At 34.9% G+C, this 19,907-nt stretch carries 20 protein-coding genes, 2 tRNA genes and 1 pseudogene; all 23 read left to right on the top strand.

Going from position 1 to position 19,907, the window contains the following annotated elements; translation table 11 throughout:
- Positions 1–3: 3 nt before the first annotated feature.
- The 23 genes and pseudogenes from ACOXXR_RS08065 to ACOXXR_RS07955 all read left to right on the top strand — a co-directional run bounded on the left by ACOXXR_RS08065 (position 4) and on the right by ACOXXR_RS07955 (position 19,904).
- Positions 4–567 (top strand): TIGR01440 family protein, encoded by a 564-nt coding sequence (locus ACOXXR_RS08065; protein WP_006595013.1) that lies wholly within the window; start codon positions 4–6, stop codon positions 565–567.
- Positions 568–785: 218 nt separating this feature from the next.
- The gene (gene tig / locus ACOXXR_RS08060) at positions 786–2,069 is read left to right on the top strand and encodes a trigger factor (protein ID WP_048717652.1); all 1,284 of its coding nucleotides are present in this window, start codon (positions 786–788) and stop codon (positions 2,067–2,069) included.
- A gap of 218 nt (positions 2,070–2,287) precedes the next feature.
- On the top strand, positions 2,288–2,866 hold the full coding sequence (rpoE, locus tag ACOXXR_RS08055; protein ID WP_048789869.1) for a DNA-directed RNA polymerase subunit delta: 579 nt from the start codon (positions 2,288–2,290) through the stop codon (positions 2,864–2,866).
- 109 nt (positions 2,867–2,975) lie between these two features.
- Positions 2,976–3,671: a B3/B4 domain-containing protein gene (locus ACOXXR_RS08050; protein WP_445278393.1), complete on the top strand. Its 696-nt coding sequence runs from the start codon at positions 2,976–2,978 to the stop codon at positions 3,669–3,671.
- Positions 3,672–3,834: 163 nt separating this feature from the next.
- Positions 3,835–3,920, top strand: a tRNA-Leu gene (locus tag ACOXXR_RS08045).
- Positions 3,921–4,097: 177 nt separating this feature from the next.
- On the top strand, positions 4,098–4,979 hold the full coding sequence (locus ACOXXR_RS08040; RefSeq protein ID WP_154853823.1) for a class II fructose-bisphosphate aldolase: 882 nt from the start codon (positions 4,098–4,100) through the stop codon (positions 4,977–4,979).
- A gap of 255 nt (positions 4,980–5,234) precedes the next feature.
- The gene (locus ACOXXR_RS08035; protein WP_445278392.1) at positions 5,235–5,483 is read left to right on the top strand and encodes a hypothetical protein; all 249 of its coding nucleotides are present in this window, start codon (positions 5,235–5,237) and stop codon (positions 5,481–5,483) included.
- 109 nt (positions 5,484–5,592) lie between these two features.
- Complete coding sequence (locus ACOXXR_RS08030) at positions 5,593–7,230, top strand: hypothetical protein (RefSeq protein WP_445278391.1); 1,638 nt, start codon at positions 5,593–5,595, stop codon at positions 7,228–7,230.
- 120 nt (positions 7,231–7,350) lie between these two features.
- Complete coding sequence (locus ACOXXR_RS08025) at positions 7,351–8,379, top strand: hypothetical protein (RefSeq protein ID WP_445278390.1); 1,029 nt, start codon at positions 7,351–7,353, stop codon at positions 8,377–8,379.
- A gap of 381 nt (positions 8,380–8,760) precedes the next feature.
- On the top strand, positions 8,761–10,320 hold the full coding sequence (locus ACOXXR_RS08020) for a helix-turn-helix domain-containing protein (RefSeq protein WP_445278389.1): 1,560 nt from the start codon (positions 8,761–8,763) through the stop codon (positions 10,318–10,320).
- Between the two features lie 88 nt (positions 10,321–10,408).
- The gene (locus ACOXXR_RS08015) at positions 10,409–11,080 is read left to right on the top strand and encodes a hypothetical protein (protein WP_445278388.1); all 672 of its coding nucleotides are present in this window, start codon (positions 10,409–10,411) and stop codon (positions 11,078–11,080) included.
- A gap of 48 nt (positions 11,081–11,128) precedes the next feature.
- Positions 11,129–11,380, top strand: a complete 252-nt coding sequence (locus ACOXXR_RS08010; protein ID WP_445278387.1) for a hypothetical protein — start codon at positions 11,129–11,131, stop codon at positions 11,378–11,380.
- 63 nt (positions 11,381–11,443) lie between these two features.
- A complete protein-coding gene (locus ACOXXR_RS08005) occupies positions 11,444–12,724 on the top strand; it encodes a hypothetical protein (RefSeq protein WP_445278386.1) in 1,281 nt (426 codons plus the stop codon).
- 285 nt (positions 12,725–13,009) lie between these two features.
- Positions 13,010–13,660, top strand: coding sequence for a hypothetical protein (locus ACOXXR_RS08000; protein ID WP_445278385.1), 651 nt, complete (start codon positions 13,010–13,012; stop codon positions 13,658–13,660).
- Positions 13,661–13,750: 90 nt separating this feature from the next.
- Complete coding sequence (locus ACOXXR_RS07995) at positions 13,751–14,062, top strand: hypothetical protein (protein ID WP_445278384.1); 312 nt, start codon at positions 13,751–13,753, stop codon at positions 14,060–14,062.
- A gap of 393 nt (positions 14,063–14,455) precedes the next feature.
- Complete coding sequence (locus ACOXXR_RS07990; protein WP_445278383.1) at positions 14,456–15,388, top strand: alpha/beta fold hydrolase; 933 nt, start codon at positions 14,456–14,458, stop codon at positions 15,386–15,388.
- 358 nt (positions 15,389–15,746) lie between these two features.
- Positions 15,747–16,739 (top strand): ABC transporter ATP-binding protein, encoded by a 993-nt coding sequence (locus tag ACOXXR_RS07985; protein ID WP_445278382.1) that lies wholly within the window; start codon positions 15,747–15,749, stop codon positions 16,737–16,739.
- Position 16,740: 1 nt separating this feature from the next.
- On the top strand, positions 16,741–17,559 hold the full coding sequence (locus tag ACOXXR_RS07980) for an ABC transporter permease (RefSeq protein WP_003017344.1): 819 nt from the start codon (positions 16,741–16,743) through the stop codon (positions 17,557–17,559).
- 1 nt (position 17,560) lies between these two features.
- Positions 17,561–18,346: an ABC transporter permease gene (locus ACOXXR_RS07975; protein ID WP_445278381.1), complete on the top strand. Its 786-nt coding sequence runs from the start codon at positions 17,561–17,563 to the stop codon at positions 18,344–18,346.
- A gap of 94 nt (positions 18,347–18,440) precedes the next feature.
- Positions 18,441–18,521, top strand: a pseudogene (locus ACOXXR_RS07970) (GNAT family N-acetyltransferase); the annotation flags it as partial.
- A 46-nt stretch (positions 18,522–18,567) separates the two neighbouring features.
- A tRNA-Thr gene (locus ACOXXR_RS07965) sits at positions 18,568–18,640 on the top strand.
- A gap of 328 nt (positions 18,641–18,968) precedes the next feature.
- Entirely contained in the window at positions 18,969–19,280 is a 312-nt protein-coding gene (locus tag ACOXXR_RS07960; protein WP_154854532.1) for a hypothetical protein, read from the top strand.
- 177 nt (positions 19,281–19,457) lie between these two features.
- On the top strand, positions 19,458–19,904 hold the full coding sequence (locus tag ACOXXR_RS07955) for a LytTR family DNA-binding domain-containing protein (RefSeq protein WP_048788766.1): 447 nt from the start codon (positions 19,458–19,460) through the stop codon (positions 19,902–19,904).
- The last annotated feature ends 3 nt before the right edge of the window (positions 19,905–19,907 follow it).

The following is a 19,907-nucleotide window of genomic DNA, read 5'->3' as shown; positions in this document are numbered from 1 at the left end:
AAGATGGAGTTAGAGCAATTAAAAAGAGAAACCCAGGAGATCTTGCTGGATCTATTATCCAAGGCCAATCTGCATCAGGGGCAAATCCTCGTATTAGGCTTGTCCACCAGTGAAGTCGCTGGTGCAAGTATCGGGAAGAACTCAAGCCTGGAGATTGGGCAAGCCATTGTGAAAACCATCTTGGATACCCTAACTCCAAAAGGGATTTACTTAGCTGTCCAAGGATGTGAGCATCTTAACCGCGCTCTGGTGGTAGAACGTGAACTAGCAGAGAAGAAAGACTTAGAAATCGTCAATGTACTACCGAGCCTCCATGCGGGGGGTGCCGGTCAGTTGGCAGCTTTCGGTTATATGAAAGACCCTGTCGAAGTGGAATACATCACAGCTCAGGCTGGTTTGGACATCGGGGATACTTCGATTGGGATGCATGTCAAGCATGTGCAAGTACCCGTTCGTCCTGTCTTGAAAGAACTGGGTGGCGCTCATGTGACGGCTCTAGCCAGTCGTCCAAAGTTGATCGGTGGGGCGCGTGCTACTTACCAGGAAGATCCGCTTCGGAAGTCCTAATAGGAAGGAAACTAGTTCAGGCACGGACTAGTTTTTTTATTCCGGGACAATTTTTGAGATAGAAAAGAGATTTTTAATCTTTTGGTCTTCATAAACCACTATAAAATTCCTCTAAAAAGAAGCAGTTTCCACAAAACCAAGATGCCCAAAAACTTGCATTTTCGAAGTTTTATGGTAAAATTATTAGGAATGACTATATTATTTTAAGGAGAGACAGAATGTCTGTATCATTTGAAAACAAAGAAACAAACCGCGGAGTATTGACTTTTACCATCAGTCAAGACCAAATTAAACCAGCTTTAGACCGCGTGTTTGAGTCTGTTAAGAAAAACTTGAACGTTCCAGGATTCCGTAAAGGTCACCTTCCACGTCCGATCTTCAACCAACGTTTTGGTGAAGAATCACTTTATCAAGATGCTTTGAACGATCTTCTTCCAGCAGCTTATGAAGCAGCAGTAAAAGAAGCAGGTCTTGAAGTGGTTGCTCAACCAACTTTTGACGTTGTATCAATGGAAAAAGGTCAAGATTGGACATTGACAGCAAATGTTGTTACAAAACCAGAAGTAAAATTGGGTGCTTACAAAGACCTTGAAGTATCTGTAGAAGTTTCTAAAGAAGTAACAGATGAAGATGTAGATGCACGTATCGAACGCGAACGCAACAACTTGGCTGAATTGGTAATCAAAGAAGGACCAGCAGCTGAAGGTGATACCGTTGTGATTGACTTTGTAGGTTCTGTTGACGGTGTTGAGTTTGACGGAGGAAAAGGAGATAACTTCTCACTTGGACTTGGTTCAGGTCAATTCATCCCAGGTTTCGAAGACCAATTGGTTGGACACTCAGCTGGTGAAACAGTTGATGTCATCGTAACTTTCCCAGAAAACTACCAAGCAACTGACCTTGCAGGTAAAGAAGCAAAATTCGTGACAACCATCCACGAAGTAAAAGCAAAAGAAGTACCAGCTCTTGACGATGAATTGGCAAAAGACATCGATGAAGAAGTTGAAACTCTTGCTGAATTGAAAGAAAAATACCGCAAAGAGTTGGCTGAAGCAAAAGAAGAAGCTTACAAAGATGCAGTTGAGTCAGCAGCAATTGACCTTGCAGTAGAAAATGCAGAAATCGTTGACCTTCCAGAAGAAATGATCCACGAAGAAGTACACCGTGCTGTCAATGAATTCCTTGGAAACATGCAACGTCAAGGAATCTCTCCAGACATGTACTTCCAAATCACTGGTACAACTCAAGAAGATCTTCACAAACAATATGAAGCAGATGCAGCAGCACGTACTAAGACAAACCTTGTCGTAGAAGCAGTTGCCAAAGCAGAAGGCTTCGAAGCAACTGACGAAGAAGTAACTGCAGAAATCGAACAATTGGCAGCAGACTACAACATGCCAGTTGAACAAGTTCGTAGCTTGCTTTCACCAGAAATGTTGAAACACGACATCGCTGTGAAGAAGGCTGTTGAAGTGATCACAAGCACTGCAAAAGTAAAATAAAAAAGACGATCTTCCATCTTGATGGAAACAAGTCATAAGAAGAAAAGCTGAGGCCATGTGTCCCGGCTTTTCTCTTCTTCTTGGCGCGGAATTTTCCTTTGACGAAAGGGGAAAATTATCGTACAATAGAGTGTAACGATAAATGATGTATTCTAGGGGTAACCTCTTTTTTAATGAAAAAGAGTGTTGCCTTGAGATAAAAATGAAGGAGATCTACCTTGGAATTAGAAGTATTTGCTGGACAAGAAAAAAGTGAACTTTCAATGATTGAAGTAGCCCGTGCGATCTTAGAGTCACGTGGCCGTGATCATGAAATGTATTTCAATGACCTGGTCAATGAAATTCAAAACTACCTCGAAAAATCAAACAGTGAAATTCGTGAAGCTCTTCCCTTATTCTATACGGAATTGAATGTGGATGGAAGCTTTATCCCACTAGGAGACAACAAATGGGGACTTCGCTCATGGTATGCGATCGATGAGGTAGATGAAGAAATCATCGCTCTTGAAGAAACAGATGAAGACGAAGAGCCTAAGAAACGTAAGAAAAAACGTGTCAACGCCTTTATGGACGGAGACGAAGACGCGATCGATTACAATGCGGATGATCCAGAAGACGAAGATGTCTACGAAGCAGATCCAGCGCTTACTTACGATGATGAAAACCCAGAAGATGAGAAGGATGAAGTAGAAGCCTATGACGCTGAAATCAATGAAATCTCACCAGACGAGTTGGATGAAGAAGTTGAGTTAAGTGACGAAGAAGACGAAGAAGAGTCTTACGAAGACGAAGAATAATCCAAAAAACAAGGAATTCGTTCCTTGTTTTTTCTTTGCTTGAAGGATGGTTCAAGGAGGAGTATAATAAGGGTGTAAGCCTGACGTAGTGCAGAAGGAGGAAGCGCATTTGGACTGGATACTTGATCAAAGTTTGGTGGACTTAGGGATTGAGATAGTTGTAATCGGAGTGGCCAAACAGGTGGATCCACATGCTCCCTTATCTGCAACTTTTCTAGCTAAAAAGAAGGAGAAGGAAGCCTGGGCCTTAAATTGTGATCTCAGCTCGGTGAAAGAGGAGGCAGTTGTACAAGGCTATATGGACTTGTTGAAGGAAGTGGGGCGTAGTGTCAAAAAGAACCCGCCAACTATTCTCGCTTTGATTAAGAATATCCAAAGTCGAGGTTTCCTACCGACGATCAATAGTGTGATTGATATCTATAATGTTGAATGTCTCCGTTCCTTTTTAGCCATTGGAGGGCATGATCTGGATAAAATCCAGGAACCAATCGAGTTTACGATTAGTCAAAGAGAGGATACCTTTTTGCCCATCTTATCAACAGAAAAGCATGTTAGTGAAACCGATCCGGTCTACCGAGATCAAGAGGGTATTATGGCCTGGCTAGATGTGAGAGATGGTGAGCGCTATAAGATGGAGGAGACTACCCGCAATGCCCTCTTTATCATCCAGGGAAACAGAGCGACCTCTGTAGAGATGCGCTTGGAAGCACTGGAGCGGATTAGAGAAGATTTGTCCTCTTGCATGCCCGATTTAGAATTTGAAAAATATCTGGTTACCCCCAGTGAGACAATTCCAGTCCCTTAAAGGAGCCCTTCTGTAATAGGGATGAATCCTCATTTGAACAGGAGAGACAAGTGAAGTAGCCGACACTCTTCTTGACCTGTGAGAATCTGCAAACTTTGAAAAAAGTTTGAAAAAAATCTTGACAAGAAAGTAGAAGATTGATATACTAGTAAGGTACTCAATCGCGGGGATGGCGGAATTGGCAGACGCGCAGGACTAAGGATCCTGTGACCGCTTTAGGTCGTGAGGGTTCAAGTCCCTCTCTCCGCATCGGATGATCAAGACAGCTTCGGCTGTCTTTTTTCTTGTTCATTTAGGAGAAAGATTGCTTGAAAGAGAAGAAAACGCTTTAAAGCTTCAGGAAAAGCTAGCATTTTCAATGAAAAAGTGATAAAATAAACAATGTAAGTGGTTTAACCACAAAAAATAAGAGGAGGCCTACAACTAATGGCAATCGTTTCAGCAGAAAAATTTGTCCAAGCAGCTCGTGACAATGGTTACGCAGTTGGTGGATTTAATACAAACAACCTTGAGTGGACTCAAGCTATCTTGCGTGCAGCAGAAGCTAAAAAAGCTCCAGTTTTGATTCAAACTTCTATGGGTGCTGCTAAATACATGGGTGGTTACAAAGTAGCTCGCAACATGATCGCTAACCTTGTTGAAGCAATGGGTATCACTGTACCAGTTGCAATCCACCTTGACCATGGTCACTACGAAGATGCTCTTGAGTGTATCGAAGTTGGTTACACTTCAATCATGTTCGACGGATCACACCTTCCAGTTGAAGAAAACCTTAAATTGGCGAAAGAAGTTGTAGAAAAAGCTCACGCTAAAGGTATCTCAGTTGAAGCTGAAGTTGGTACAATCGGTGGTGAAGAAGACGGTATCGTTGGTAAAGGTGAATTGGCACCAATCGAAGATGCTAAAGCAATGGTTGCTACAGGAATCGACTTCTTGGCAGCAGGTATTGGTAACATCCACGGTCCATACCCAGCAAACTGGGAAGGTCTTGACCTTGACCACTTGAAGAAATTGACAGAAGCTCTTCCAGGATTCCCAATCGTATTGCACGGTGGTTCAGGTATCCCTGATGATCAAATCCAAGCAGCTATCAAACTTGGTGTTGCGAAAGTTAACGTTAACACTGAGTGCCAAATCGCATTCGCTAACGCAACTCGTCAATTCGTACGTGAATACGATGCAAACGAAGCAGAATACGACAAGAAGAAACTCTTCGACCCACGTAAATTCTTGAAACCAGGATTCGAAGCAATCACAGCTTCAGTTGAAGAACGTATCGACGTATTTGGTAGCGAAAACAAAGCTTAATCTTGCTTGAAACGTTATTAACCAGAGGTTTATCCGTAAGGATAAGCCTTTTTTGATTCTCCTTTTTTTGAAAAATATTTATTTTAAACAAAACAATTTACTCATTTCTAGTAATAATTTTTTGTTTGAAGGGCCAATATAGTTTTTACATGATATAATTAAATTGTTGAGTTAATATTAGGAGATTATAATGGAGATTGATAATCGGAGTATTCGTCTAGGAGATGAATTAAAGAAATAAAGCCTGGAAGCAAGGTGAAGATTGCTGCTGCAACGTTTTCGATGTTTGCTCTTCAACAGTTAAAGGAAGAACTTGAAACGATCGAGGAGTTGAAATTTATCTTTACAAATCCAACCTTTGTGACTGATGAGACGAGAGTTGGATATCGTGAATATACGATCCCCAAAAAAGAGCGAGAGCAGTCTATTTTTGGAGGACGTTATGAGCTGAAGTTTAAGAGATTTATGATTGAAACAACGAAGGTAGTAGTTTTCAAAAAGTAATAACTATAAAATAAAAATACCTAAAAGGTAGTAGTAATACACAAAAATTTATTTTTAACCAAAATAGTGTAGGGATTTTATTATAAAGGAAAGATGAAAGGAAGATGTGATGAAAAGACTTTTTAATAGTGTTTTAATAAGTAAACCAATGAAATCGAATCTTATTATAACTATAATGCTAGATGTATTTGCCTTGTTGAGTTTTGTGATAATTGGTTTAAAAGCTCAGAAAGGTGAGGGACATGCAGGATTAATTGTAGCTTTATTAAAATATATAATATTATTTATTTTATTTATTTTATTAAATGCAAAAGAAGATTGGAAAACCAGATTGCCCATTAGAGAACAAATTAATGGTCGCTCTAATTTGAATATAGTAAAAATGATATCTAATATTATTATATGTTATGTGCATTATATTTATACATTAGTTTTTTTTGCTAACTTAGATTTTTTAAATGACTTTATAAAAATTGGACTTATAATTGTAATTGTTATTCTTTTATTGTCTCGTATAATTTACATAGCAGTAAAGCAGTCACCATTCATAGTTTTCTTTGGAGCTTTAATAGTATTCCTTGTATTTTCGCTGATTGGATTAGAGGATGCTGTGCTAAGTTGGACTTTCGTGACGATTATATTGAGTACACTTTTCATTCAATTTACAAATATAGATGTGAAATATTTACTATCGAAAGATTACAGGGATAAAATAATTAATGATGAAGAAGCAGAAGAAGATATAAAAGAAAAATTATTTAGAAAAAAATATGCAGTACTACTTTATATTCCATTTCTCTATATAACACTACTAATTTCTGAAGGAATAGTGAAAAGCATAAATTTTTTGCATTTTGTTAATCTTATTGCTCAAGTTCATTATGAACATCCACCAACTGATTTCTTTTCATATTTTAAAATTTATGAGGTATTTTTAAAAATCATAGTCTTTCTTTCAATTTGGCTGCTATATTATCAGTTTAAAGATATAGTATTGGATTTGTTAGCTAAAGCATTAATAAAAAAAACTGAGGGATCAGATCATTTATTAATGGACAATGGTAGATATTATAGAGCCCAAATTAGTGAATTCAAGTTTAAAGGATTTAAAAGAAAATGGGGAATAGATAAAAATAATTACCTGTCTATAGATGAAAATTATATTATTGAGTATCAGATAAATAAGAAAACAAATTGTGATTCACCTTTAATAAACATTAAGTGTTGGTCATCTGTTTCAAAAAATGCAAACATAAAATTTATCACTAATGATATACTTCAAATAGATTATAATTATTTTGTGAAAGATAAATCAGATGTTTTAAATAGACTTGACGGTGCAGATAAATATTATGGAAAGTTACTTTTGAGAAAGACCGATTTTTCAGGGATTTACTTGTTTTTTATTATTTTGATATTTTTTATTTTTGGATATTTTGGAACTGAGAATAGCATGAAAAATAAATATAGAGGTGTATATGATTTATCTGAAAGTAAAAATTTAACTGAGGATAAAAGAACGGAATTTATTGTTTTTTCAGGTAAAGAAATAAAAGTAATAAAAAGACGTAGTATACATTATAATGCTGATACGGTAAACAAATATACTTATTGTAGTGATAGTCTTCTGATTAAAGACAGTAACGGTAATATAGTGGGTGGTGTTGATCCAGCTACAGAATTAATTCTTATGTACTACGACAAATCAGGTCAACCTACAGAATATAAAATTAAAAAAGTAAAGTGAATATTTATAAATGAGTCATGTTGATGGTGTCAAGATACATTTAGTAAACTAATTCAAACAGTTATGATTAGTGTTTACACAAAATTATTGACAGTATCTTTGAAAAATATAGGTGGTATTTTGAAAATTAAATTTAAAAAAATAAAAGCGTTTCTAATTAAACTATTTTATAATATTTTCCGAATTTTAAAATGGTTTAAAAATAATTTTATCCAAGTATCTTTGGTTATATTATTGTCATTATCTATTTTCTTACCGTATATAATATATTACATTTCTGTCAATTATAAACAATTTAAATTTATGGGAACCAATATCGACGTATTGGGATACTACGGTAGTGTTCTTGGGGGCATGGTTACAATTATAGGTATTGTTCTAACTTTTAATTACGAAAGAAAAAAATCAAGTGAAGAATTAAGAAAAAATAATTTACCACTTCTAAGGTTTTCCTATAAGCCTGATAAATTTAAAAGTGATCCAAATAAAAAATATGATGTTGCAGTAATATCTGGCCTAACTAAAGAGATCAATGATTATAATGATAGTAAAAAAAATCTAAAACAAACTTTTTTTCTGCAACAGAGACTTTTTAATCAACAAGAACATTCTAATAAACAGATAGAATATTATTACTCTAGATTAAAAATTGTTGCGAATACCTACAAAAACAACTCAGAAGAGTACTTGAAAGAAAGTAATTACTTTCAAAAAGCTCAAGAGATTATTTTTAATGAGAGTCGTAGAATTAGTGAAGATATTGTCAATTTAGCTAATTCTATTAGTCAAGGTCCTAAAAAAATTAATATAGTTAACGAAGGTGTTTTAGATATTGAAAATATTGGTTTACAAACAGCAATTATAACATCTATCACCTTGAAAAAACATGATGGGACGCTTTCATTAGACACCGAAATTTTTAAAGTAGGGAGATTTGCGGTCCCAAAAAATCAAAAAATTCAATTAACTCTATTGATAGATGTCTATGACTATCATGAACTCGATTATTTATTAATAGAATTTATAGATCTTTACTATAATAAATATGAGTATTTGATACCTTTCGAACTTCAGGAAATTGAAGGAAAAAATTCATTAATAATAAATCCCAATAACATTCCTGTATTACCTAAACAACTTTCAAACTAGGGTTAAAAAAAGCTCGTATAGCGTCACAGTTTAATAAACGTTAAAACTTTTTTTGAAATTTATTGAAAGCATTCCGTATACAAAATAGGGGATGCTTTTTTGTATTATCTAATAGATCTTTCAGGAAAAGATACATTTTTCGGAAAGTTAGTCATAAGTATATTTGATCAGTTAAATAAAAATGATGCTAAGGTTTAATATTTTTTGAAATATTTTGATATGTAGAACATTTATAATTTGTTTAGATATTATTTGTGATATATGATTAATTCTCCAAATTTTAACAAATCTATTATTTGGGAAATTGTGGTCCCAAAAGCAATTCACTTCAAAGTTGAAATCGTATATAATTAAGATAGTACAAAGAGAGGAGTGAATATGATGACAGATGTAGTATTTAAGGAGGTTTCAAAGCCTACAGAAACCGAAATTTTAAAACACGATAAGAAGTTTAAAAAATATATCAAGGAAATATCAAGTGAAAAAGATTTCGGGGATAGATTAAAAACAAAAGATTTGGCTCAGAGAGTAGGAATTAGCTATGAGATGTTTCGAAAAATTCTCAATCAGAGAAAGCCGAATCAGACTAGAGATTGCATCATTGCAATCTGTGCAGCATTATTCTGTACAGAGGAAGAGACTAATAAAGCATTGTTCTATTATGATGATTTACCTGGACTAGATAAAAGAGAGGGGGGGAGAGATTATATTATTGCTCAAACTTTGGATATTAATAAAAAGAAAGAGTTTAAGCGAGATTATATTAATAAAGGCGTTGAACTTATTAATGAAGCGCTAAATGCTTCAGGATTTAAAAGACTTCGTATCTCCAAAAGAACAAATAATGAGAATTCTAGAAAGGAAACATCATCTAAAAGCCCTAATTTATTTAAAAACATAATTTCCGATCCACATTCTCATACGTATTCTAATAGAGAGTACTACAGAACATCTTTGTGTGAGTATTACCATCCACATCAGTATATGGTAGAAACATGGATAAAAATAATGAATTCTGAGAAAGAATGTCATATCAAAATAAGTAATATTGACAAAAGTAAGATAGAAGTTATACATCCTCAAGAGTTTAAAATAGAACTGCTTGATAAAGATACGGATTTATATAAAAACTATGTGTCAATTTTATATGATCTTAATTTTAAAGAACTAAAAAAAAATTATGAGATATTGTTTGACACTAGAAATTGGGGATCTAGGAGAAGTGCAAAATTAGATAAGGATACTATAGTGGTATTTGAGGAGAGGTTTAATTTTTCAATTCCAGAAAGAAGGGAATACTTTTATGGAGAGATAAGAGATAATGAATTTACTTTTTATATAATGAATCAGAGTAATTTTATGAATCAATATTTAAATAAAGAAGATTTTATAAATTTTTATGGAGATAAAAAGATAGTAGAGAGAAAGAAGATTTCATCTATTAAAGAAATAGAAGATTATTGTGTCATGAGAGATCAACAAGAGTTGTCTTATACTTATAAAGTAAATTATATAGAAATAAAAAGAAGTCTTGAGAATTTGATAGACAATTTAAAAAATGAAAAAGAATTTATTCGAGATTATGAACAATTAATGGATGATGCAGAAACAAGTGCCATTTACAATTATTATGATGTTAATAAAGAATTCGGATGTGTGGAACAGGAAGAAATTATTCCAATTTATAAAGAATATGATCCACTTGAAGAGAAATACAGGATGACAGATGGAGAAGCAATTGGTACACTTTTACATGAAGAAAAATATAGTTTCGTAGAAGCAACCAAGAAAGAGGCAATATTCGATTATAAAAATGAAAAAGTTATTTTAACAAAAGAAGATTTGATAACTGCATTTAAACTTGGAGTTGATAAAATAGAGGAAATAATAAAATTAAAATCAAAAATAACTGATTTAAAATTTTTATACAACAATTTATAAAACGGGACCATATGAGTCCCGTTTTTAGTTGTTTAAATAAAATGTGTAAAGTATAATCTATTTAATCTTTAATGGGAGGTCCTCTAATATGACAAATATGGAATATGTAGACAAATTGATTCTACTTAATGATCAAATATATATCGATACTTCATCACTTATGAATGTCCAAGATCTTAGGATGTTTTTAGATAACTACCAACAATATTTTATAAAGTATAATAAGAAAATAATTGTTACTAGGGAGGTTTGTTTAGAGATTGTTAAGCATCTAAGTTCAAAAATAGAATCTAAGGAATTTAAAGCGAAAGCTGTTATTGATTTATTTAAGAGATTTTGTAATTTATTTATTTTTGAAGATGAGAATTTAAATAATTTGGATGCTGAGAAGGCTTTTGCAGATTCAGAATTGTTATCACGTCTGACAATGGGAAAAACTGAATTTAGTCAATTATTGATTACCAACGATAAAAAGTTAAGTGTAGATGCATATAATTTGAACAATTTAAATTCTTGTTTTGGAGAAAAAATTTCCGTATGTTATATTTCCCAAAATGGATTGTTGCATAAAGGGCAAACAGAGTTTGAAAGTCGAGTTATTAGTGAAAAAGATAAAATAGAAGAAGTAAATTTATCTGAAGAACAAAAAGTTACCAGTATTGTTGAAGATAAAAGTTCAAAAATTTTATATGTCTTAACCGGATTTTGTCTAGGAGCAGTCGCCACTAAATATGCTCCAAAAATTTTAAAATTCATTTAATAAGCCATACACATGATATGGCCAACTTTTCAATTACAGGAGGGGATTATGATTTTTCAAACTTATTTAATTATTTTGTTAATTTTTCTTGTTGTATATTTATTATGGGAAAAATATATTATAAAAAACAAGTTTACACAATATATCATTAATAATGGTGGAAAAGAAATTGATTTTATAAAGAATAATGAGGGAAGCTTTTCTGATGTAGTAAAATTGATTAACAAGAGGTATAAGATAGGGATAGTTAATGCATATACTATTGTCAATTTAACCAAAGAAGAAAACAATGATAAATGATGAGGAGTTGATAAATTTATTAAATAATCTATGAAAAGAAGTAATTAATATTGAGGTGAGAAAATGGAAATGTCAATTGAAAAGCGAGAACAAATTGTTGACTTACTAAATGCTGAATATGTGATTCCTGAGGAAATGATTGAATGTGTTAAGGATGCTGTTAAGAAGTATTCTACCAAAAATTATACTGACGAAGTGATTGATAAAATTGTAAGGACACCTCAGAGTTTATCAAAAGGCTTAGTTTTGTTAAGGGAAAGGAATGGGAGTAATGATTTAAGTTTGTTTCGCGGCATATTAACTGAGTGGTTAGTTTGTGCAGAATACAACGCTCTAAAAAATAAAGGTGCAGTTGTGATGACAATTACTAATCCAGATCCATCTTCAAAAGCTGATCTTCTTCACATAATAAAGATTGGTAATGATTTCAAAGCAGTACCCGGTCCTGATGTAAAAAGTGGTAGTAGCACCTATGTTTTTAACCAATGGAAAAAGATAGTTCAAAATAGATATGAAATACCTATGGTTGATATAGATGGGGTTTTAACTACTGAAGAAGGATTGAGACAGCTAACAAAAAAACAAAGAGAACAGTTTGAGAAATTGAAAATGCAGTTTCCTAAAAAACAGGCAATAGCAACGACTTGGAATAAGGAAGATATTCTAAAGGTTATTTCTGACTATTTAAAGTTTATAGAATTTGAGATCTATCCAAGTACTGAGACTGATCTTGGCATCAAAGATATTAATGTAAATAATGTAAAAGCCAAATTATATAGTCAAAATATGTTTAATAATCAAACTTATGATTGGTCAGTATTTTCAAGTAAATCGACAAATTTATTTAAAATAAAATTTGAAGATAGCAGTATAGTAGATAATATTATTGAGTCACATATAACACAATCTAAAATTGATGATTTTAATAGCTCTGTAGATATAAATAGAAAGAACGACATTAAAAAATTATGGAATACAGCCAAAGTTGTAGGCAGTAATGGACTTAAGTTTGGTAAGAAAGCTGCGGGAGTTGCTATAAAATTTTTGGTAGAGCACCCTGAGACAGCAATTACTATAGGAGCCGCTATTATTAAAGCGATTTCTAATAATAGTTCGAATAGAGACGATTACTATAAAGAAAGTAATTTTGAATCTACATTTGAATTTGAATCAGATCAGAACGTAAATGATACGGAGCTATTTAAATCTTTAGATTCTCATCATGCTAGTAAGCATATTAGAAACTTACCTGAAGGATACAAGGCTTCTGCTGAAAAGATAGCAAGCGCTGAGGCCAATGGATTTAATTTAAAGGAAGGGCAGACATGGGTTGATGAATACTAAATTATAAGGAATTATAGTTGCCAATTGAATATTGCCCCTTCAGTAAAATTATAGGTAGTATTTTTATAAATCTAGACGTTTTTCAATCACTACCTATTTTCCTAAAACGGTAAAAAAAGTCGATTTAATAAGGTTTATAAAAGCTTTGTTGAGTATTTACAGAACTAAACTAAGTAGTGTACAATAAGATGTGTAAACACAAAAAGGAATACATAATCCAAAAAGAGAAGATATTTAAATTATTCTCTAAAAATGGAACTAAAATATAAATATTAGGAAAAAGACATGGGATTTAATCTAAACGAAATTGGAAATGTTTCTTTAAAATTAATCAGAGATACAATAGATAATACTGTTGAATTAGGTCAAAAGGGTATTAAAGGTATTGTAGATAATACCGTTGAATTAGGTCAAAAAGGCATTGAATTAGGTCAAGAGGGTATTAAAAGTATTGTAGACAATACTGTTGAATTAGGTCAAAAAGGCATTGAATTAGGTCAAGAGGGTATTAAAAGTATTGTAGACAATACCGTTGAATTAGGTCAAAAAGGTATTGAATTCATTGTCGATAATCGTGAAGAGATAATTAGGGAAACAGTAAAAATAGTATTGATAACTCTTCACAAGCGCCTAAACGAAGATGATTTAAGAGATGAGTCGTTTGATGGTAGTTATGGTTACGGTGAAAGTTATGAATCTAGTTCATATGAAATAGATTATCAGGATATAATTAATGGAGAGTACATTTGTACAGAATGTGGAAATGATTTTGATGAAGAGGATATTGATTGGAGTATTAGCGATGAAGAAAGTGGGTATTATTACTGTAGTTTTTGTAGTCATTCATTAGAACAGGATGGAATTGATGCAATGGATCCTGATGGGTTTGGGTATGACGAATATGGAAACTGGGATTCGGAACGATTAGGACGATAAATACCTTTGAAAAACTCCTAACACCTCTTCGTCCGTACCCTTGTTAGATATTTATAACAGTCTTAAAAAATCACATAAGAAAGTGTAAGAATGAAGTTAATACCGTACATTTTTATAAATAGAAATTTATTGTCTGTTACCGGCACAAAAAAAGAAGTGTTTTCTAAATGTCTCAAAATTGCAAGTAAATATGGAAAAGTGATAGGCAGTGATGAAATGTTTGGGGATATTTATCTTAAAACAAAACTAAATCTGCGCCAGTTACATTTTCCAAGAGAAATAAAAATATCGGTTGCTGCCACTGAGGTTCAAGATTTGACTATTATAAGGTTTGGTGATAGGTATGATTATACTAGTTCATTGCTTAAGGACGTTTTTGGGAAAGAATTCTTTAAAAAATGAAAACCTGTATATAGTTATAATGAAGAGCTTCAAAACCATACTGGAACTTCCCTAAATTATCAAGCTAATATCAATTTTTTGAAATTTTAGTTGCGTAAGGATGCCCTTAAATGCTGTTATGAAGCTATTTTTAAATCAATTGAAAATAATGCTTTCCAAACCAGGTCTTACGATAATATAGAGGTTTACAATATAATGGGAAGTACGGCAATTAATCAACTATATTCAGAAAACAAAGCTTAATCTTGCTTGAAACGTTATTAATTAGAGGTTTATCCGTAAGGATAAGCCTTTTTTGTTGGTGCTGGAGATGATTAGTTATCTCTTTTATTATTGCAACAAAAATATCTAAGTCATATTGCTAAAACTCTCTAAAACTTGTACAATAACGCTATGAAAAAATTTAAACAGTGGAGTTGGATCCTTTGTGGCTTTCTTATCCTCTTTTTAGGTGCTACTTTTATGTTTCATCAAGTCAGTTTGCAAAGAGAAAGGGAGATGCTCACACCCATAGGTAAGCAGGTTACGGTCAATGGCCATCAAATGAATGTCTCGATTACTGGAGAAGGGCCTGAAACAATCGTGTTACTTTCAGGTGCTGGCATCGCCTCCCCTATCCTGGACTTTAAGAATCTAACAGATTCCCTATCCAAAAAATACAAAGTAGTCGTCGTAGAGCGAGCAGGATATGGTTTTAGTGAAGATAGTGATCGTTCAAGAGATGTGATGGAGGTCCTTTCTGAGACCCGTCAAGCTTTGGCGCAAGCTCATGTTTCAGGTCCTTATGTGATTATTTCGCATTCTATGGCTAGTTTAGAGAGTCTTGCTTGGCAAGAGAAATATCCAAATGAAGTGAAGGCTTTGATTGGTCTGGATTGGGCCTTGCCAGCGAGTTATGAAGATTTAAAGGATAATCAGGCCTTGCTTACTGTGGCTTATTGGAGCAGTAAGATTGGCTTATTACGCTATTTCCCTGAGTCCTTTTATATAAAAAATCCAACTCTGACTGAAACTGAACGACAACAATATAAATTACTAGCATATAAGCAGTTGATGTCACAAGCCATGCTTCATGAATCCCGTTTGGCAAAGGAAAATGCCAAGAAAGTTCCATCTAGCATTAATCCGAAAATTCCAGCCTTACTCCTGGTTTCTAACGGTGAAGGCACGACCTTTAGCCAATCAGAGTGGCAACGTTATGCAGAGAGATTTGCAAGCGATCAGTCTAATGTTCAAGTCGTCTATATGGATGCGCCTCACGACCTCTATCATTATCAAAGCGATGCTATTGTTTCTCACATTAAAGAATTTTTGGAGAATAATTGAGGGCTTAAAAATCCATTGAGACTGATGATAATAATTAAATGCTGGAGGATTAACAGTAGAATCGTTAATTTTCTCGATTAAAAAAATTCTTTTTCTTAACAATAAACCTTCTCGTGAGGGTGGTTTTTTGGTGTCTTAAGGAAACTATTTAACAGAATTTTTGATTAAAAGTTTCATTTTAAGAGAGAAATCTCTAATTTCATAATCAATAAGCAAACGCTTGCAGTCCTATTTTTATTAGATTATAATAGGTTGGTATAAAGCCTTCTGTAATAATATTGAAAAAGTGTAGAAAGTAAGGATTTAGAATATTTGTAGTCAAAAATACAATGTTGCTTCTTACGATAGGGAGATAGATATGGCAATGATAGAAGTGGAACATCTTCAGAAAAATTTTGTGAAGACAGTAAAGGAGCCAGGTTTGAAGGGGGCTTTGCGTTCTTTTATTCATCCTGAAAAGCAGACCTTTGAAGCGGTCAAGGATTTAACTTTTGAAGTTCCAAAAGGGCAGATTTTAGGATTTATCGGGGCAAATGGTGCTGGAAAGTCGACAACCATCAAAATGCTGACAGGGATTTTGAAACCGACATCTGGTTTTTGTCGGATTAACGGCAAGATTCCCCAGGATAATCGCCAAGATTATGTCAAGGATATTGGAGTCGTTTTCGGACAACGTACCCAGCTATGGTGGGATTTGGCCCTGCAAGAGACCTACACGGTTTTGAAGGAGATTTACGATGTGCCAGACTCACTTTTCCATAAGCGTATGGACTTTTTGAATGAAGTTTTGGATTTGAAGGAATTTATCAAGGATCCTGTGCGGACTCTTTCACTAGGTCAACGGATGCGGGCGGATATTGCGGCTTCCTTGCTTCACAATCCCAAAGTTCTCTTTTTAGATGAGCCGACTATTGGTTTGGATGTGTCGGTCAAGGATAACATTCGACGTGCTATCACCCAGATTAATCAGGAGGAAGAGACAACTATTCTCTTGACCACTCACGACTTGAGCGATATTGAGCAACTCTGTGATCGGATTTTTATGATTGACAAGGGGCAGGAGATTTTTGATGGGACGGTGAGCCAGCTCAAGGAGACCTTTGGCAAGATGAAGACTCTCTCCTTCGATCTGACGCCAGGTCAAAGTCATCTCGTCTCTCATTATGAAGGCTTACCTGATATATCCATTGATAGACAAGGAAATAACCTGACTATTGAATTCAATAGTTCCCGCTACCAATCAGCTGATATTATCAAGCAAACCTTATCTGATTTTGAAGTCCGTGATTTGAAGATGGTAGATACAGATATTGAAGATATTATCCGTCGCTTCTATCGAAAGGAGCTCTAAGATGGTCAAATTGTGGAGACGTTATAAACCCTTTATCAATGCAGGGATTCAGGAGTTGATTAGCTATCGAGTCAACTTTATTCTTTATCGGATTGGCGATGTCATGGGTGCTTTTGTGGCTTTTTATCTCTGGAAGGCTGTCTTTGATTCCTCACAGGAGCCTTTGATTCAGGGCTTCAGTATGGCGGATATCACCCTCTACATCATCATGAGTTTTGTGACTAATCTTCTGACTAGGTCGGATTCTTCCTTTATGATTGGTGATGAGGTCAAGGATGGTTCCATTATCATGCGCTTGTTGCGACCAGTGCATTTTGCGGCTTCTTACCTCTTTACGGAGCTTGGTTCCAAGTGGTTGATTTTTATCTCTGTTGGACTGCCATTTTTAAGTGTCATTGTTTTGATGAAAATCTTATCTGGGCAAGGGATTGTAGAAGTGCTGGGACTAACTACCCTTTATCTTTTTAGCTTAACGCTGGCCTATCTGATTAACTTTTTCTTTAATATCTGCTTTGGATTTTCAGCCTTTGTATTTAAAAATCTTTGGGGTTCCAACCTACTTAAGACTTCCATAGTGGCCTTTATGTCTGGGAGTTTGATTCCCTTGGCTTTCTTTCCAAAGGTCATTTCAGATATTCTGTCCTTCTTACCTTTCTCATCCTTAATTTACACTCCGGTCATGATTATTGTTGGGAAATACGATGCTAGTCAGATTCTTCAAGCACTTTTGCTTCAGCTTTTCTGGCTTATAGTGATGGTGGGCTTGTCTCAGTTGATTTGGAAACGAGTCCAGTCATTTATCACCATTCAGGGAGGTTAGTATGAAAAAATATCAACGCATGCATCTGATTTTTATCAGACAGTACATCAAGCAAATCATGGAATACAAGGTCGATTTTGTGGTTGGTGTGGTAGGAGTTTTTCTGACCCAAGGCTTGAACCTCTTGTTTCTCAATGTCATCTTTCAACACATCCCCTCGCTAGAAGGCTGGACCTTTCAAGAGATAGCCTTTATCTATGGTTTTTCCTTGATTCCTAAGGGATTGGACCATCTCTTTTTTGACAATCTCTGGGCTTTAGGTCAACGACTAGTTCGAAAAGGTGAGTTTGACAAGTATCTGACTCGTCCTATCAATCCTCTCTTTCACATCCTCGTTGAGACCTTTCAGATTGATGCCTTGGGTGAACTTTTGGTCGGTGGAATTTTACTAGCAACAACGGCGACTAGCATTGCTTGGACTCTTCCAAAATTCCTGATTTTTCTAGTTTGTATTCCTTTTGCGACCTTGATTTATACTTCCTTGAAAATTGCTACAGCCAGCATCGCTTTTTGGACCAAGCAGTCAGGTGCCATGATTTACATTTTCTATATGTTTAATGATTTTGCCAAGTATCCTATTTCTATTTACAATTCGCTCCTTCGTTGGTTAATTAGCTTTATTGTACCTTTCGCCTTTACGGCCTACTATCCTGCCAGCTATTTCTTGCAGGACAAGGATGGACTCTTTAATATTGGTGGTTTGATTCTGATTTCACTTATCTTCTTTTGCATCTCTCTGAAACTCTGGGATAGGGGATTAGATGCATACGAAAGTGCAGGTTCGTAAGAGCTAAAGTAAGACTAAAATCAAGAAAGGAACTTATGATGCTTGTTATTAAAGAAGTTAAGGATGAAGAGCAAAAAATGGCAGTTGTCGCTGAGGTTTTAAAAAATTAGAGATTTTTCCTCAACTATGGGATCTTAAAAATCCTTGTCAGATTTTGATTAAAAAGATCAACTAAAAGTGCTTGACATCCGCTATCAGAGTGCTATACTGAGAAGGTAATCGCCGAATTAGCTCAGTTGGTAGAGCAACGCACTCGTAACGCGTAGGTCACAGGTTCGATCCCTGCATTCGGCATCAAATGATACAAGACAAAGCCCCTTGTGACGGGCTTTTTTTGATGTCGTATTACTTTTTGTATCAAAATTTGTACCAAATGATTCTAAAAGTTTTCAAACTCATCTTTGCTTTTCTCAATCGTCATGGACTGGAATGGTTTCATGAAGGAGGGGAACCATCCCCTAAATATGGATAGTTCATCTGGCTCATAGAGGTTCATGTAACCAGATAGTCCGATAATTTGACCGCTTATCCAAATTTCCTTGTCACCCTTGCTTCTGTTTGTTATAGTAGGATTATCAAAAGAAGCCAGTCTTCTGATAACATTACAAAAAGAGGTAGTATCATGAAAAAATTAATTGGTTTTGGATTTATCCTTGCAGCTCTCGCCGTCATCACCTTTAGTATCATTGGTTATCCGAAAATAGATGCCAATCTTTGGCCCTTGGTTCCAGTTGTCTTGTTTGCTTTCTTTACGCTTGAAAACGCACTCAAGAAAGACTACAAGTCCAGCTTGATTTGTGCCATCATTGGTTTCATCATCGCCAATGCTATCTATGATCTTCTTCCGATTTCAAATGGGGTCGTGATTACTGCGGGGGTCTTGGCTTGTCTTGGTCTCGGTTTTCTCTTTCCAGACGCACCAAAAGAAAAATAATGCTTCCAATTTTATTCGCTTCAGGGGCTTGGTATGAAGAGATTTCTTCAGACCAAGTCCTTTTTAGCTGTCTGAAAGAACCACTTAGGGGCTAAAAAGAACCACTTACTGAAAAGGTCTTGTAAGATTTCGAACAGCTGTTATAATGTTACTAACAAAGGTTAAGAAAGGAGTCCTATGAAAGTTCGTATCGAATTAGATCCGCAGATGGATGAGCCAGAAATGATCATTCGGGCTCCTCGATTGACGGAGGATGTCGCCCGCTTGCAACAGTTGATCTTGGAGCAAAAAATGACGCCCTTGACCTTTTACAAGGATCGAAGCGAGTACTTTGTAGATGTGTCAGAAATTCTCTTCTTTGAGACAGATGGTGAAAAAATCTATGGGCACACCAGAGAAGAGGCATATGAGGTCCGCCAAAAACTCTACGAGTTGGAAGAGATCTTGCCGATTGCTTTCTGTCGTATCTCCAAGTCGACCATCGTCAATACCAAGCAGATTTATTCCATCGAAAAATCTTTTTCGGGAACCAGTACAGTAAACTTTTATCAAACCCATAAGCAGGTACACGTGTCCCGACACTATTATCAACTCTTAAAAGAACGGTTAAAGGAAATGAGGTAACAA

It is taken from the genome of Streptococcus sp. KHUD_013, assembly GCF_052588545.1.
The sequence above is the reverse complement of the archived record's forward strand: the minus strand, read 5'-3'. Positions and strand labels throughout refer to the sequence as shown.

Excerpts from the sequence above, each read along its gene's own strand:
- tig (WP_048717652.1), top strand. The coding sequence starts at position 786 with ATGTCTGTATCATTTGAAAACAAAGAAACAAACCGCGGAGTATTGACT.
- ACOXXR_RS08065 (WP_006595013.1), top strand. The coding sequence starts at position 4 with ATGGAGTTAGAGCAATTAAAAAGAGAAACCCAGGAGATCTTGCTGGAT.
- ACOXXR_RS08020 (WP_445278389.1), top strand. The coding sequence starts at position 8,761 with ATGACAGATGTAGTATTTAAGGAGGTTTCAAAGCCTACAGAAACCGAA.
- ACOXXR_RS07990 (WP_445278383.1), top strand. The coding sequence starts at position 14,456 with ATGAAAAAATTTAAACAGTGGAGTTGGATCCTTTGTGGCTTTCTTATC.
- ACOXXR_RS07975 (WP_445278381.1), top strand. The coding sequence starts at position 17,561 with ATGAAAAAATATCAACGCATGCATCTGATTTTTATCAGACAGTACATC.
- ACOXXR_RS08000 (WP_445278385.1), top strand. The coding sequence starts at position 13,010 with ATGGGATTTAATCTAAACGAAATTGGAAATGTTTCTTTAAAATTAATC.
- ACOXXR_RS08040 (WP_154853823.1), top strand. The coding sequence starts at position 4,098 with ATGGCAATCGTTTCAGCAGAAAAATTTGTCCAAGCAGCTCGTGACAAT.
- ACOXXR_RS08010 (WP_445278387.1), top strand. The coding sequence starts at position 11,129 with ATGATTTTTCAAACTTATTTAATTATTTTGTTAATTTTTCTTGTTGTA.
- ACOXXR_RS08030 (WP_445278391.1), top strand. The coding sequence starts at position 5,593 with ATGAAAAGACTTTTTAATAGTGTTTTAATAAGTAAACCAATGAAATCG.
- ACOXXR_RS07960 (WP_154854532.1), top strand. The coding sequence starts at position 18,969 with ATGAAAAAATTAATTGGTTTTGGATTTATCCTTGCAGCTCTCGCCGTC.
- ACOXXR_RS07980 (WP_003017344.1), top strand. The coding sequence starts at position 16,741 with ATGGTCAAATTGTGGAGACGTTATAAACCCTTTATCAATGCAGGGATT.
- ACOXXR_RS07985 (WP_445278382.1), top strand. The coding sequence starts at position 15,747 with ATGGCAATGATAGAAGTGGAACATCTTCAGAAAAATTTTGTGAAGACA.
- ACOXXR_RS07995 (WP_445278384.1), top strand. The coding sequence starts at position 13,751 with ATGAAGTTAATACCGTACATTTTTATAAATAGAAATTTATTGTCTGTT.
- ACOXXR_RS07955 (WP_048788766.1), top strand. The coding sequence starts at position 19,458 with ATGAAAGTTCGTATCGAATTAGATCCGCAGATGGATGAGCCAGAAATG.
- ACOXXR_RS08005 (WP_445278386.1), top strand. The coding sequence starts at position 11,444 with ATGGAAATGTCAATTGAAAAGCGAGAACAAATTGTTGACTTACTAAAT.
- ACOXXR_RS08015 (WP_445278388.1), top strand. The coding sequence starts at position 10,409 with ATGACAAATATGGAATATGTAGACAAATTGATTCTACTTAATGATCAA.